This is a genomic window from Saccharopolyspora sp. 7B (assembly GCF_020177435.1).
In the GTDB taxonomy this organism is placed as follows: domain Bacteria; phylum Actinomycetota; class Actinomycetes; order Mycobacteriales; family Pseudonocardiaceae; genus Saccharopolyspora_C; species Saccharopolyspora_C gregorii.
The window spans coordinates 14075-27861 of record NZ_JAIUKC010000110.1; the positions used below are offsets into that span (position 1 = coordinate 14075).

11 protein-coding genes, 1 pseudogene and 1 riboswitch are annotated in these 13787 nt (G+C 72.3%); of the genes and pseudogenes, 11 read left to right on the plus strand and 1 reads right to left on the minus strand.

What is annotated here, in order from left to right; all coding sequences use genetic code 11:
* Positions 1-16 precede the first annotated feature (16 nt).
* Both LCD33_RS17775 and lat read left to right on the plus strand, forming a co-directional pair.
* Positions 17-508 carry a MarR family winged helix-turn-helix transcriptional regulator gene (locus tag LCD33_RS17775; protein WP_224960207.1) on the plus strand — a complete coding sequence of 164 codons (492 nt, stop codon included), beginning with the start codon at positions 17-19 and terminating at the stop codon, positions 506-508.
* Between the two features lie 141 nt (positions 509-649).
* Positions 650-2002: an L-lysine 6-transaminase gene (lat, locus tag LCD33_RS17780; RefSeq protein ID WP_224960205.1), complete on the plus strand. Its 1353-nt coding sequence runs from the start codon at positions 650-652 to the stop codon at positions 2000-2002.
* Between the two features lie 31 nt (positions 2003-2033).
* Here the strand turns inward: lat and LCD33_RS17785 are convergent, their stop codons facing one another.
* Entirely contained in the window at positions 2034-3563 is a 1530-nt protein-coding gene (locus LCD33_RS17785; RefSeq protein ID WP_224960203.1) for a dolichyl-phosphate-mannose--protein mannosyltransferase, read from the minus strand.
* A gap of 68 nt (positions 3564-3631) precedes the next feature.
* On the opposite strand from LCD33_RS17785, the gene rsmI reads away from it, so the two are divergent.
* From rsmI to LCD33_RS17830, 9 genes and pseudogenes are all read left to right on the plus strand, one after another.
* Complete coding sequence (gene rsmI / locus LCD33_RS17790) at positions 3632-4477, plus strand: 16S rRNA (cytidine(1402)-2'-O)-methyltransferase (protein WP_224960200.1); 846 nt, start codon at positions 3632-3634, stop codon at positions 4475-4477.
* Between the two features lie 98 nt (positions 4478-4575).
* A complete protein-coding gene (locus LCD33_RS17795) occupies positions 4576-5700 on the plus strand; it encodes a DUF4185 domain-containing protein (protein WP_308011294.1) in 1125 nt (374 codons plus the stop codon).
* Between the two features lie 68 nt (positions 5701-5768).
* Positions 5769-6614, plus strand: a complete 846-nt coding sequence (locus LCD33_RS17800) for a TatD family hydrolase (RefSeq protein ID WP_224966317.1) — start codon at positions 5769-5771, stop codon at positions 6612-6614.
* 296 nt (positions 6615-6910) lie between these two features.
* Positions 6911-7174: pseudogene (locus LCD33_RS17805) on the plus strand (transglycosylase family protein); the annotation flags it as partial.
* 716 nt (positions 7175-7890) lie between these two features.
* The gene (locus LCD33_RS17810) at positions 7891-9447 is read left to right on the plus strand and encodes a transglycosylase family protein (RefSeq protein WP_374108040.1); all 1557 of its coding nucleotides are present in this window, start codon (positions 7891-7893) and stop codon (positions 9445-9447) included.
* 161 nt (positions 9448-9608) lie between these two features.
* Positions 9609-10484: a 16S rRNA (adenine(1518)-N(6)/adenine(1519)-N(6))-dimethyltransferase RsmA gene (rsmA, locus tag LCD33_RS17815; RefSeq protein WP_224966315.1), complete on the plus strand. Its 876-nt coding sequence runs from the start codon at positions 9609-9611 to the stop codon at positions 10482-10484.
* A gap of 203 nt (positions 10485-10687) precedes the next feature.
* Positions 10688-10777: riboswitch (SAM riboswitch) on the plus strand.
* Positions 10778-11044: 267 nt separating this feature from the next.
* Positions 11045-12067 (plus strand): methionine ABC transporter ATP-binding protein, encoded by a 1023-nt coding sequence (locus LCD33_RS17820; RefSeq protein WP_224960196.1) that lies wholly within the window; start codon positions 11045-11047, stop codon positions 12065-12067.
* Entirely contained in the window at positions 12064-12747 is a 684-nt protein-coding gene (locus LCD33_RS17825; protein ID WP_224960195.1) for a methionine ABC transporter permease, read from the plus strand. Before LCD33_RS17820 ends, LCD33_RS17825 begins: the two co-directional genes overlap by 4 nt.
* A gap of 99 nt (positions 12748-12846) precedes the next feature.
* On the plus strand, positions 12847-13659 hold the full coding sequence (locus LCD33_RS17830; RefSeq protein WP_224960194.1) for a MetQ/NlpA family ABC transporter substrate-binding protein: 813 nt from the start codon (positions 12847-12849) through the stop codon (positions 13657-13659).
* Positions 13660-13787: the final 128 nt, after the last annotated feature.

Consider the following 13787-nt stretch of genomic DNA (forward strand, 5'->3'; position numbering starts at 1 on the left):
GTGAAACGATGGCGCGATGAAGCGGACACCGGATCTCATCGACGCGGCCCGGTCGCAGTGGGCCGACCTGCACCCGGACGTCGACACCACCAGCATCGACGTGATCGGCCGGGTGCTGCGCGCGGCGGCGGTGCTGCGCAGGCGGCTGGACGTGACGATCGCCGAGGCGGGGCTCAACCGGGCCGAGTTCGACCTGCTGTGCGCGCTGCGCCGCGGCGGGGTGGCGGTGACGCCGGGGCGGCTCAACGAGATCACCGTCGCCTCCGGTGCGGCCACCACCAAGCGGCTCCGCGAGCTCACCGAGCGCGGCCTGCTGGAGCGCACCACCGACCAGCGGGACCGGCGCAGCGCCCGGGTGCGGATCACCGCCGCGGGCGAGGAGCTGATCGACGAGGTGTTCCCGCAGGTCATGGCCGCCGAACAGGCGCTGCTGTCCGGGTTGACCGCGCGGCAGCGGGAATCGCTGGCCGGCGGGCTCGCGGACCTGCTGCACGCGGTCGAGGGGTGAACACCGCCGCGAGCGAAAGAAAATCTTTCGTCAAGAGGTTGGATATCAAAATATTATTGTGATCTGGCCGGGGCCATGGTCATAATTTTCGTGACTAGTGACGGGCGCTACAGCGACCGCACGACGCACGAGGAGGCTGACATGACCGCACAGCAGGAAGCCGTTCTCGACCAGCCCACCACGACGACCGACGCCGACCAGGTGGTTCCGGCGCTGCGCGAGCAGGTCACCGGGGACCTGCTCGACATCGTGGTCGACCTCGACTCCGGGCACGGCTGCCGCCTGCGCGACCTGCGCGACGGCACCGAATACCTCGACATGACCATGTTCTTCAGCTCCGCGCCGCTCGGCCACGGGCACCCCGACCTGCGGGACCCGGAGTTCGAGGCGGCATTGCTGCGGACCGCGCGGGTCAAGCCCGCCAACCCCGACTTCGCCACCGTCGAGCAGGCCCGCTTCGCCGCGACGTTCCGCCGCGTCGCCGGCGTGCCGGAACTGCCGCTGCTGTTCCTCATCGACGGCGGCACGCTCGCCGTCGAGAACGCGCTCAAGGTCGCCTTCGACTGGAAGACCAAGCACAACGCGAGCCGCGGCATCGCCGTCCGCGGCAGCCGCGTGCTGCACCTGGAACGGGCGTTCCACGGCCGCAGCGGGTACACCCTGTCGCTCACCAACACCGACCCGGTGAAGATCCGCGACTACCCGATGTTCGACTGGCCGCGCATCCCCAGCCCCGCCGTCGAGCCCGGGCCGCGCTGGGACGAGCCGGAACTGCTGCCGGAGGAGCGGACCGCGCTGGAGGCCGCCGAGGCCGCGCTGCGCCGGCACGGCCACGAGGTCGCCTGCTTCGTCTACGAGCCGATCCAGGGCGAAGGCGGCGACCGGCACCTGCGGCCCCGCTTCCTCACCGCGGTGCAGGAGCTGTGCCGCGCGCACGACGTGCTCACCGTCGCCGACGAGGTGCAGACCGGCGGGCTGACCGGCTCGGTCTGGGCGCACCAGGAGCTCGGCCTGGAACCGGACCTGGTGGCGTTCGGCAAGCGGATGCAGGTGTGCGGCGTGCTGGGCGGGCGCCGGGTGCTCGACATCGCCGACAACGCCTTCCGCGAGCCCAGCCGGATCAGCTCCACCTGGGGCGGATCGCTGGTGGACATGGTCCGGGCCACCAAGATCCTGGAGGTCGCCGAGCGGGACGGGCTGTTCGAGAACGCCCGCCGGATGGGCGAGCTGCTGCTGGGCGAGCTGGGCGCGCTCGCCGCCGAGTTCCCGCAGCTGATCGGCTCCGCGCGCGGGCGCGGCCTGATGTGCGCGGTGAGCTTCCGCGACCCGGCGCTGCGGGACGCGGCGATCGCGGCGGCCCGCGACCGGCACCGCACGCTGTTCCTGCCGTCCGGCCCGGACGCGCTGCGGTTCCGCCCGGCGCTGTCGGTCACCCCGGAGGAGATCAGCGAGGCCGTGGCCGCCCTGCGCAGCACCCTCGCCGAACTCGGCTGACCGGCCGGGCGGGACGCCCGCCGCGGCGCGGTCAGCGCCAGGACGGCAGCCACAGCTCGGCCTGCCAGTGCTCCTGCGTGATCGGCTCCCCGTTCAGGATCGGCCACAACCAGGCGAAGTTCGCCACCACCAGGCCGACGTACAGCGCCACCAGCAGCAGCCCCGTCTTCCGCCGCTCGGTGTGCTCCCGCGCCGCGCCGAGCACCTCGCCCAGCACCAGCACGATCCCCAGCACCAGGAACGGCGCCATCGGCGTCGCGTAGAAGTAGTACATCTGCCGGTCCAGGTTGATGAACCACGGCAGGTACCCGGCGGCGTAGCCCACCAGCACCGCGGTGTAGCGCCAGTCCAGCCGGCTCGCCGCCCGCCACACCGCCCAGGCCGCCACCGGCAGCGAGAGCCACCACATCGCGGGCGTGCCCAGCAGCATCGTCGCCTGCACGCAGTTCGACCCGCCGCAGCCGGGCAGCCCCGACTCGTAGTAGTAGAGCATCGGTCGCATGCCCATCGGCCACGCCCACGGCTTCGACTCCCACGGGTGCGGGTGGTTCCCGGTGGTCAGGTGGGTGTGGAAGTCCAGCACGTTGAGCTGGTAGTACAGCAGCGAGCGCAGCGGGTCCGGCAGGAAGCCCATCCCCACGTCGGAGGCGGTGATCGCCGCGTTCCGGTCGGTGGCGGTCTCGCTGGCGAACCAGTTCGCCCAGGTCGCGAAGTACACCGCCAGCGGCAGCACCAGCAGCGAGCCCAGCGCGGGCACCGTGTCCCGCACCAGCGCGCCCACCCACGGCCGCTCCACCCCCGCGGTCCGCCGCGCCCACGCGTCCCACAGCACGCTGAGCAGGCCGAACGCCATGATGTAGTAGATGCCGTTCCACTTCACCCCGCAGGTCAGCCCCAGCGAGACGCCCGCGGCGAACCGCCACCACCGGAAGCCCAGCCGCGGTCCCCACCGGCTGTCGCCGATGCGCCCTTCGGCGACGACCAGCGACAGCCGCTCCCGCATCCGGTCGCGGTCCACCAGCAGCAGCGCGAACGCGGCGAGCACGAACAGCGCCTGGAAGATGTCGAGCATCCCGACCCGCGACTGCACGTGGCTGACCCCGTCGCAGATCAGCAGGATCCCGGCGAGCGCGCCCAGCAGCGTGGAACGGGTGAGCCTGCGGGCGATGCGCACCAGCAGCACCACCATGATCGTGCCCGCCAGCGCCGCCGAGATGCGCCAGCTCCATGGGCCGTACCCGAACACCCACTCGCCGATCGCGATGAGCTGCTTGCCGACCGGCGGGTGCGCGACGACCTCGTAGCCGGGGTTGTCCTCGTAACCGCCGTTGCGCAGCATCTGCCACGCCTGGATCGCGTAGTACTTCTCGTCGAAGACCGGCGTCCCGTCGTCGGTGGCCCGGCCCAGGTCCCAGATCCGCACGATCCCGGCGATCAACCCGATCACCAGCGTCACGATCCAGCCGCGCAGCCGGTCGGACGGCATCCTCGGTGCGAGCAGCGCCCGGGCGTCCCGAGAACCGGGTTCGGCCGCGGGCGGGGTCTGACCGGGTTCGACCATGTTCTCGGCCTGGCCGCCGGTGGAGTTCGGCACGAGCACGCTCACACGTGAATCGTAGGGTTGGGCTCATGGACCTCGAATCCGGATCGGGCACGTTGGTGCTCGCCGCGACCCCGCTCGGTGATGCCCGCGACGCGTCCGCCCGGTTGGTCGATGCGCTCGGCTCGGCGACGATCATCGCCGCGGAGGACACCCGCCGGGTGCGCACGCTGGCGACGTCGCTGGGGGTGAACCCGGCCGGGAAGATCGTCAGCTACTACGAGGACGTGGAGGCGGCGCGCACCCCGCGGCTGCTGGAATCGCTGCGGGACGGCCAGGACGTGCTGCTGGTGACCGACGCCGGGATGCCGAGCGTGTCCGACCCCGGGTACCGGTTGGTGTCGGCGTGCGCGGCCGAGGGACTGCCGGTGACCTGCCTGCCGGGGCCGTCGGCGGTGACGACGGCGCTGGCCGTGTCCGGGCTGCCGTCGGACCGGTTCTGCTTCGAGGGCTTCCCGCCGCGCAAGCCGGGGGAGCGGCGCCGCTGGTTCGGGCGGCTGCTCGCCGAGCAGCGGACCTGCGTGTTCTTCGAGTCGCCGCGGCGGCTCGCGGACACCTTGGCGGACGCGGTCGCGGTGCTCGGCCCGGACCGGGCGGCGGTGGTGTGCCGCGAGCTGACCAAGACCTACGAGGAGGTGCGCCGCGGCGACCTGGGTTCGCTCGCCGAATGGGCGGGCGCCGAGGTGCGCGGCGAGATCACCGTGGTGATCGGCGGCGCGGCCCCGGTCTCGCAGGACCCGGCCGACCTGGTGCCGCAGGTCGAGGAGCGGGCCGCCGAGGGCATGCGGCTCAAGGACGCCGTCGCCGAGGTCGCCGAGCTCAGCGGCGCCCGCAAGAACGAGCTGTACACCGCGGTGCTCGCCGCCCGGCAGTGAGCTGAGCGAGCCCGCCCCTCCGCCGCGGGCCGGGTGGCGTCGGCGGGATCCCCGCTGCGGGACCGTGGTCACCGGTAGCTCCGCGCGGGGGAACGTCGATGCCGCGGCGGTGGCCGTCGCCCGGGTGGTCGCTGCTCAGCGGTCCGGGCCTGCTGGGCGAGGTCGAAGCCGGGCGGTGCGGTGGGGTGCGGGGCTACCGTGCGCGCATGGTGCGGGTGACCGGGACTACCAGGCTGGCGGCGATCACCGGTGCGGAGTCGCGCAACGCCGGATCGGGCGTGGTCGCGACCGACCTCGGGATCTTGTGGGACGACGGGCGCGGCGGGGTGCTGGCCGCGTTCGGCGACACCTACGGCGAGCGCTGGGGCGGTAGCGGTGCCGGCCCGAAGCACGCGGACTGGCGGTGCAACGTGCTCGCCCGCAGCACCGGGACCGACCTCGACTCGGGGCTCGACCTGGACTGGGTGGTGCGCCGGGAGGACGGTGGCGCGGCCCAGTTCCTGCCCGGCGACCGCACCGGCGTCCGCGAGCACACCGTGATCCCCACTGCGGGCATCGCCGTCGGCGGGCGGAACCACCTGCACTACATGTCGGTGCGGCGCTGGGGAGTTCCTGGTTCGTGGCACACGAACTACGGGGCGCTGGCGTACTCCGACGACGGCGGCCGCAGCTGGACGAAGTCGGAGTCGGCGGTGTGGCGCAACGACCGGCAGCCGTTCCTGCGCCGGTTCCGCCGCCGCGACCAGGGCGGCCACCCGTTCCAGCAGCTCGCGTTCGCGGGCGTCGTGGACGGGCGGGTGCACCTGCTGGGCACGCCGAGCGGCCGGTTCGGCGCCGGGCACCTCGCCCGGGTCGGCCCGGAAGACCTGCTGGACCCGGCGGCCTACGAGTACTGGACGGCGCGCGGCTGGACCGCGGACGAGCGGGAGGCGCTGCCGGTGCTCGCCGCCCCGGTCGCGGAGCTGTCCGTGCAGTTCAACACCCACTTCGGCCAGTGGTTCGCGGTGCACCTGGACGAGCGGCGGGCCGCGATCGTGCTGCGCACCGCCGACCGGCTCACCGGACCGTGGTCGGCGGGACGGGTGCTGGCCGCCGGATCCCGGTTCCCCGCGCTCTACGGCGGCTTCCAGCACCCGTGGGCGGCGGACCGGCCCGCGGTGTACTTCACGACGACGCAGTGGCGGCCGTACAACGTGTCCTTCCTGCGCGCCGACCTGGAATGACCCCGTCCGGTCGGGCTCCGCGCGGACCGTAGGCTCGCCGGTGGCACGACCGACCGAGGGGTTTGACGGTGAGCAAGAAGGACAAGAAGGAACGGCCGCCGGTGCCGGAGGCGCTGCCCGCGCCCGCGGTGGACGCGCACACCCACCTCGACGCGTGCGGCGCGAAGACCGCCGAGGACGTGCGCACCCTGGTCGACCGCGCCGAAGCCGCCGGGATCACCCGGGTGATCACCGTCGCCGACGACCTCGAGGCCGCGCGCTGGGCCGCCGAGGCCGCCACCTGGGACGACCGCGTGTTCGCCGCGGTGGCGCTGCACCCGACCAGGGCCGAGGACCTCACCGACGCCGCCCGGGAGGTGCTGGCGGAGCTGGCCGAGCGGCCGCGGGTCGTGGCGATCGGCGAGACCGGGCTGGACTACTACTGGGACTTCTCCTCGCCGGCATCGCAGCACGAGGCGTTCCGCTGGCACATCGACCTGGCCAAGCGCACCGGCAAGCCGTTGATGATCCACGACCGGGAGGCGCACGAGGACATCCTGCGCATCCTGACCGAGGAGGGGTCGCCGGAGGCGGTGGTCTTCCACTGCTTCTCCGGGGACGCGGAGTTCGCCCGCGCCTGCGTGGACCGCGGCTACGTGCTCTCGTTCGCGGGCACCGCGACCTTCCGCAACGCCAACGCGGCCGGCCTGCGCGAGGCGGCCCGGCTGGTGCCGGTGGAGCAGATGCTGGTGGAGACCGACGCGCCGTTCCTCACCCCGCACCCGTTCCGCGGGCGCCCCAACGAGCCCTACTGCGTCAATTACACCCTTCGAGAGCTCGCGGAACTGCGCGGAGCCGATCTCGCGGAACTCGCCGTGGCCACCACCGCCACGGCAGAGCGGATCTTCCGCCTCGATCAGGTAGGAACCGGCTGACCTGCGCTGACTGAGCGTGCCCTGCCGTCGTGCCGGGCGCGCGCACTGACTTGCGACCGCGACCCGGCGACCTAGCGTCCCCTGCGGAAGCCGGGGGCGGCCCCGCTCGGCGATCGGCCACAGTGGACCCGACAGGTCCGCGGCAGGCGCCGGGACCGCTGCCCGGAGGCACGGCAGTCAGGACCTGTATGCGCATCCGTGGCATCACCAGGATCGGAATCGCCGCCGCGATCACGCTGTGCGGCGCGCCGCTCGCGACCGCGGCACCCGCCCCCGAGCGCAGCGGTGACGCCGGAGAACCCCGCACCGCGCAGGTGTGGGACCGGCTGGCGCAGTGCGAATCCGGCGGGAACTGGGCCACCAACAGCGGGAACGGCTACTACGGCGGGCTCCAGTTCGACCGCAGCACGTGGGCGGCCTACGGTGGCGAGGGCTTCGCCCGCTACCCGCACCGCGCCTCGCGCGAGCAGCAGATCTCGGTGGCGAGCGCGCTGCGCGACGACCGCGGCGGCTACGGGGCCTGGCCGGCGTGCGCCCGGAAGCTCGGGCTCCCGCGTTGAGCGCTCCTGCTCCGAACGGCGTCCCGAAGCGCCGCTGAACGGCTCGACCGCCGGAGATCGCCCGGGAGTGTGAGGAAGTGAGGTTCCTCATCACCCACCGCGTCCGGACGGTCGTTGCCGCCGCCGGCGCGGGCGGCGGGAGATGACCGCTCTCTCCCGTCGCCCGCCCCCCACCCGCCGTCCCGGCGCCCGAGCCGGATCCGCTGATCGGGGCGACTGGTGATCCGCTCACCAGGGACGATCAAACCGTCCACTGGGGACGAAGCGGTCGATCTCGGCACGGAGCGGCGAAACCGCGGCGGTGGTGGGAAAACTGGCAGCGGTTCGCGGTCGATCACTCGACCCGATCACCGACGGTGCACGGTTGCGCGGCAAATCGGCGTAACCCAGGTCACACCGCCGGGGGGCCCCTTGGCGGGCCCGCGGGATCACGCTAGAGTCTCGGCCTCGTAACCGATGACAACGAAGTCACGGGAACGCCCGCTAGTCGCCGCCGGGTACGTCGGGGAAGTCGGTGCCACCGATCGAGCTGGGAACGAGACCGGTTCGCATCAGGTATCGGCTGAAGACGGCGCTTGGCTACGGGAGTCGGATACGGAAACGAAGCACGAAGTCGCGCAGCGGCAGGTGAAGGAGTTCGAACCGGACATGCTCGGCGAACTCCCCTCGGTCACCCGCGCGCGGACGGCTTCTCGCTTTCGAGAGGTAGCGACCCTGTGAACGGACGCGGCATCCCCGGTGCCCACGCCAGCTCCACCAGCAGCGATGAACAGCTGGGTGGTGCAGGCCGAGACCACGGCTACTGGGCCGATTCATTCGAGCCCTCGACGGACTGGTTCAGCCCCGTGAGCCCGCAGCAGCAGACCGCGGTCGGCCTGCTCGATCGCGAGAGCGATGCGGAGATCACCGCCGAGCAGCCCTTCGCCCCCATCAGCGACCGGTACCCGGCGCAGGACCACCCGAGCTTCCCGCCCGGCGCGCTGGAGATCACGCCGGACGACGTGCTCGAAGCGCTCGGACCGCAGGCCGACGAGATGCTCGCGACTGCCGACATCGACGTCGACGAGCTCATCCGGCTCATCAACGCAGAGACCGTGGTCATGCCGCCGCTGGTCCTGCCCGACGAGCTCGGTGAACCGCAGGCGCAGCCCTCCCCGGAGGTCGTCGAAGCGATCACCTCGTGGAAGCAGCGCTTCCTCAAGGGCGCGGTCGCCGCGGTCATCCTCACCCTGACCGGCTCCGGCGGTGCCGCCGCCGCGATGGACAAGTCCGTCACCGTCGAGATCGACGGCAAGGAACGCCAGGTCAACACCTACGAGTCGACCGTCGGCGAAGTCCTCGAGGACGAGGGCATCAGCATCGGCGAGCACGACGCGCTGAGCCCCTCCCCGCAGTCCAAGGTCGGGCACAACGACACGATCACCCTCGACCGCGGCCGCCTGCTGAAGATGACGGTGGACGGCGAGCAGCGCGAGGAGTGGGTCCGGTCGGTGACCGTCGGCCAGGCGCTGCGCCAGCTCGGCGTCGCCGACGACGGCGCCTGGGTCTCCAGCGCGCGCAGCACGGCGGTGCCCGAGCAGGGCATGGACCTGGTGGTCAAGACCGCCAAGGACATCACGATCACCGACGGCGCGGGCGAGCCCCGGCAGCTGACGACCACCGCGGTGACCGTCGACGAGCTGGTGCAGGAGCAGAACCTCCAGCTCGGGCCGGAAGACCACATCACCCCCGGCGGCGACCAGAAGATCACCAGCGGTGCCACGGTGCAGATCGACCGCACCGGCAGCACCGTGATCAACGTGACGGTGCCGATCGAGCCGCCGGTCAAGGAGATCGAAGACGACTCCATGCTCAAGGGCGAGGAGAAGGTCGAGAACCCGGGCACGCCCGGCGAGAAGATCGTCTTCACCCGGGTGAGCACCCGCAACGGCGAGGAGACCGGTCGCGAAGCGGTCGGCGAGAAGATCACCAAGGAGCCGACCGAGAAGGTCGTCCGCGTCGGCACCAAGCAGCCGCCGAACAGCGCCGTCTGGGACAAGCTGGTGCAGTGCGAGGCCGGCGGCAACTGGTCGATCAACAGCGGCAACGGCTACTACGGCGGTCTCCAGTTCGACAAGAGCACCTGGGACGCCTACGGCGGCGACCAGTACGCGGCCTACCCGCACCAGGCCAGCCGGGAACAGCAGATCTCGGTCGCCACGAAGGTGCGCGACGCCCGCGGCGGCAGCTACGGCGCCTGGCCGGGCTGCTCCTCGAAGCTCGGCCTGAGCTGAGCCGCGCCGGGACGGTTCCCGGCTCCCGCGTTCTTCGACCGGTCATCGGCCTCGTGCCGGTGCCCGCTCGTTCGCGTTCCCGGGCCTGCTCGGTGCGGTCCTGATCAGCGCGGGGGAGGGCGGGCGCGGTGCGGGAAGCGGGCGCGGGTAGCTTTGACCTCGTGGAACAGCACGCGAACCAGGCGCGGTTGCTCGGGCCGGCCGATGTTCGCCGGCTGGCGGGGGAACTCGGGATCCGGCCGACGAAACGGCTGGGCCAGAACTTCGTGCACGACTCGAACACGGTGCGCCGCATCGTCGGCGCGGCCGAGCTCACCGCCGAGGACGTGGTGCTGGAGGTCGGGCCCGGGCTGGGCTCGCTGACCTTGGCGTTGCTGCCGGAGGCCGCCGGGGTGGTGGCCGTGGAGATCGATCCGGTGCTCGCCGAGCGGTTGCCGCGCACCGCCGCCGAGTTCGCCCCCGAGCTGTGCGACCGGTTGCGGGTGCTGCCCGCCGACGCGCTGCGGGTGCGGGCCGCCGACTTCGCCGAGCCGCGGCCGACCGCGCTGGTGGCGAACCTGCCGTACAACGTGGCGGTGCCGGTGGTGCTGCACCTGCTGGCGGAGCTGCCGTCGCTGCGCACCGGGCTGGTGATGGTGCAGTCCGAGGTCGCCGACCGGCTGGCCGCGAAACCGGGTGGTCGCACCTACGGGGTGCCGAGCGTGAAGGCCGCGTGGTACGCCGACGTCCGGCGCGCCGGGCCGGTGCCGCGCAACGTGTTCTGGCCGGTGCCGAACGTCGATTCCGGGCTGGTGGCGTTCTCCCGGGTCGATCCGCGGTCGGCGGCGCCGCGGGCGCAGGTGTTCGCGGCGGTGGACGCGGCGTTCGCGCAGCGGCGCAAGACGCTGCGGGCGGCGCTGTCGGGCTGGGCCGGGTCGGCGGCGCGCGCCGAAGAGGTGCTGCGGGCGGCGGGGGTGGATCCGGCGGCGCGGGGCGAGCAGCTCACCGTGGCCGATTTCGCCCGGGTGGCCGAGGCCGCCGGAGAACCGGCGCGCTGACGTTCCGCTGCGTCGCCTCCCTTCGGGACTTCGTTGGTCCGTCCGGAGGGAAAACCGTAGTGTTGATCACATAAGGTCACCGGAATATTCACGGCGGGCCATGCCCCCCTGCTCAACAGGGGGATGTGATTTGTCAAACGATTCCACATAGTGACGGCTTTTGGCTTGCGCCCGTCGACACCGCTGCGTTCTACTATGCGGGAAATCCATCCCGAGCGGCTGAGAGACCTGGCTCCACGACGCCGCAGCAACCACTCCACCGGAGCAGGTGCTAACGCCAGGGTCGATGGAGTTGTGGTGTCTGAAACTCTGCTCGCAGGTGAACGTGCGCCCCGGACCAGCCGCCGGCAGGCCCGCGGCGGTCGCGCTCGCGTCGGATCCGGTCCGCACGGCCTCGCCTTGACCCAGCGCCGGGTCATCGATCACGGACGCCGCACCACGACGGCCTGTCGCCTCGCCGGCTGACGACCCCAGTCGTCACCGCCCCACCAGGCCCTTCTGTTCCTCCCCGCCCGGCCGCGGCATGCCCGCAGGCCGGCGTGAGCTGATGCGGAGCGATCGTGATCACAGTCGAGAACCTCACCAAGTCCTTCCGGCACGACCAGTCGAGCCGGTCCGACGTCGTCGCCCTCGACGACGTGTCCCTGGAGGTCCCCGCGGGCGCCGTGCTCGGCGTCGTCGGCCCCAGCGGCGCGGGCAAGTCCACCCTCGCCCGGTGCATCGCCCTGCTGGAGAAGCCGGACCGCGGTGCCATCCGGGTCGACGGCACCGACCTCGTGGCCCTCGAAGGCGCCGCGCTGCGCGCCGCCCGCCGCCACATCGGCGTCGTGCCGCAGGGCGACTCGCTGCTGCGGCAGCGGACCGCCGCGGGCAACGTGGCGCTCCCGCTCGAAGCCGCCGGGATGCCCGCACCGCAGCGCCGCAGCCGCGTCGCCGAACTGCTCGACCTGGTGGGGCTCACCGACAAGGCGCCGACCTACCCGGACCGGCTCTCCGGCGGGCAGCGGCAGCGCATCGCGGTCGCCCGCGCGCTGGCCGCCAAGCCCTCGGTGCTGCTGGCCGACGAACCGACCTCGGCGCTGGACCCGGGCACGACCGACTCGGTGCTGACCGTGCTGGACCGGGCGCGTTCTGAACTGGGCGTCACCGTCCTGGTGGTCACCCACGACATGGCCGTGGTGCGGCGCATCGCCGACGACGTGGCCGTGCTCGAAGGCGGGCGCGTCGTGGAGCACGGCAAGGTGCTCGACCTCGTCGCCGAACCCGGCAGCCGGGTCAGCACCAGCCTGCTGCCCGAGACCGACCAGGCGCCCGCCGTGCCCGGAGTGCGGCACGACGTGGTCGCCGAAGTGGTCCTCGTCGGCTTCGCCGCCGTCGGGGCGCTGCTGCCGGAGGCGGCCGCCCGCTTCGGGGTGGAGCTGTCCATCCTCGGCGGCGGGCTCACCCGGCTCGGGGACACCCCGGTGGCGAAGTTCCGCATCGGACTCACCGGCGAGCGGTCCGAGTCGGCCCTGAAGTGGATGGTCGACCGGGACGCGCACGTGCGGCGCACCCCGGTCAGTGTTGATGGAGTCGCGGCGTGAGTGATCCGACCCCCTGGGCGGAAGTAGCGGAGCTGCTCGGCGGTGCCACCGTCGAAACGCTCTACATGGTGCTGGTGGCGACCGTGCTGGCGGTCCTCGGTGGACTGCCGCTCGGCGTGTTCCTGCACCTGAGTTCTCCGGTCGGGCTCAACCCGCGTCCGACGCTGCACCGGATCCTCGGTGTGGTCGTCGACGTGGTGCGGTCCGTGCCGTTCGTGGTGCTGCTGGTGGTGCTGGCCTCCTTCACCAGGTTGTTGGTGGGCACGTCCATCGGCAGCACCGCGGTGATCGTCCCGCTGGTCGTCGGCGCGGTGCCGTTCTTCGCGCGGCTGACGCAGAACGCGTTGCGGGAGGTGAGCTTCACCGTCGTCGAAGCCGCGATCACCACCGGGTCGAGCCGGTGGCGGATCGTGTGGACCGTGCTGCTCGGCGAGGCCCGCGCCGCGCTGGTCGGGGCCGTCGGCGTCACCGCCGTCGCGCTCATCGGCTACGCGGCGATGGCCGGCGCCATCGGCGGCGGAGGTCTCGGGACCACCGCCATCCAGGACGGCTACCAGGCGTACGACGAGCGCGTGCTGTACGGATCGGTGGCGGTGCTGGCCGTGCTGGCCTTCGCCATGCAGCTGCTCACCGACATCACCGCCAAAGCAGTGGACCGCCGCCGCAGCGCGACCGGCTAGGCCCGCAGCTCACCAGGAACACTCCGACGACGGGGACGTGCGATCCCCGCCGGCCGCCGGTGCGCGTCACCGGCCGGCCCTCCAGAAAGGACGCGATCGATGCGTTTTCGCTCCCTGGCCGTGGTGCTCACCGCCGCGACGCTGGCGCTCGCAGGTTGCGGCGGCTCCGGCACGCCCGCCGCGCAGGACCCCGAGGCCCCGCTGACCATCGGCGTCAGCCCGCAGCCGCACGGCGAGATCCTGCAGTTCGTCAAGGACGACCTGGCCGAGAAGGCAGGCATCGAGATCGAGATCGAGAAGTTCGACGACTACAACCGGCCCAACGAGGCCGTCGCCAACGGCGAGCTGGACGCGAACTACTACCAGCACAAGCCGTACCTGGCGGAGTACCAGGCGCAGCGCGGCGGCGAGTTCGAATGGGTGCAGACGGTGCACCTCGAACCGCTGTCGGTCTACTCCAAGAAGGTCCGCTCCCTCCAGGAGCTGCCGAACGGCGCGCGGATCGCGCTGCCCAACGACCCGTCGAACCAGACCCGCAGCCTGGAACTGCTGCAGGCCAACGGTGTCCTCAAGCTGAAGCCGGGCGCCGAGCAGGGCGCCGGGGTGCGCGACGTGGCGGAGAACCCGAAGAACATCCAGTTCCAGGAGCTCTCCAGCGACCAGCTGCCCCGCTCGGTCGATGACGCCGACGCGGCCATCGTGAACGGCAACTACGCGCTCAAAGCCGGGCTGAAGGATCCGATCGCGGTGGAGAGCGCGGAGAACAACCCGTACGCCAACGGTCTCGTCGCCTCGCCCGAGATGGCGAAGGACCCGCGGGTGCAGAAGCTGGCCGAGCTGCTGCGCTCGCCGGAGGTCGAGGACTTCATCAACAAGACCTACGGCGGCATCTCGGTGATCCCCGCTTCCTGATCGATCCCGGACCGGGGGGCCCCCCCGGGGGGCGCCGGGGGGGGCGGGGGGGGCCGCCGCGGGGGGCGGAAAAAAACCGCGGGGCGGGGGGCGCCCCCCCCCCCCCACTTAAGGCCGGGTGGGGGGGG

Coding starts and splice junctions, on each gene's coding strand:
- LCD33_RS17830 (WP_224960194.1), top strand. CDS start 12,847: ATGCGTTTTCGCTCCCTGGCCGTGGTGCTCACCGCCGCGACGCTGGCG.
- LCD33_RS17795 (WP_308011294.1), top strand. CDS start 4,576: ATGCCGCGGCGGTGGCCGTCGCCCGGGTGGTCGCTGCTCAGCGGTCCG.
- lat (WP_224960205.1), top strand. CDS start 650: ATGACCGCACAGCAGGAAGCCGTTCTCGACCAGCCCACCACGACGACC.
- LCD33_RS17785 (WP_224960203.1), bottom strand. CDS start 3,563: ATGGTCGAACCCGGTCAGACCCCGCCCGCGGCCGAACCCGGTTCTCGG.
- LCD33_RS17775 (WP_224960207.1), top strand. CDS start 17: ATGAAGCGGACACCGGATCTCATCGACGCGGCCCGGTCGCAGTGGGCC.
- rsmI (WP_224960200.1), top strand. CDS start 3,632: ATGGACCTCGAATCCGGATCGGGCACGTTGGTGCTCGCCGCGACCCCG.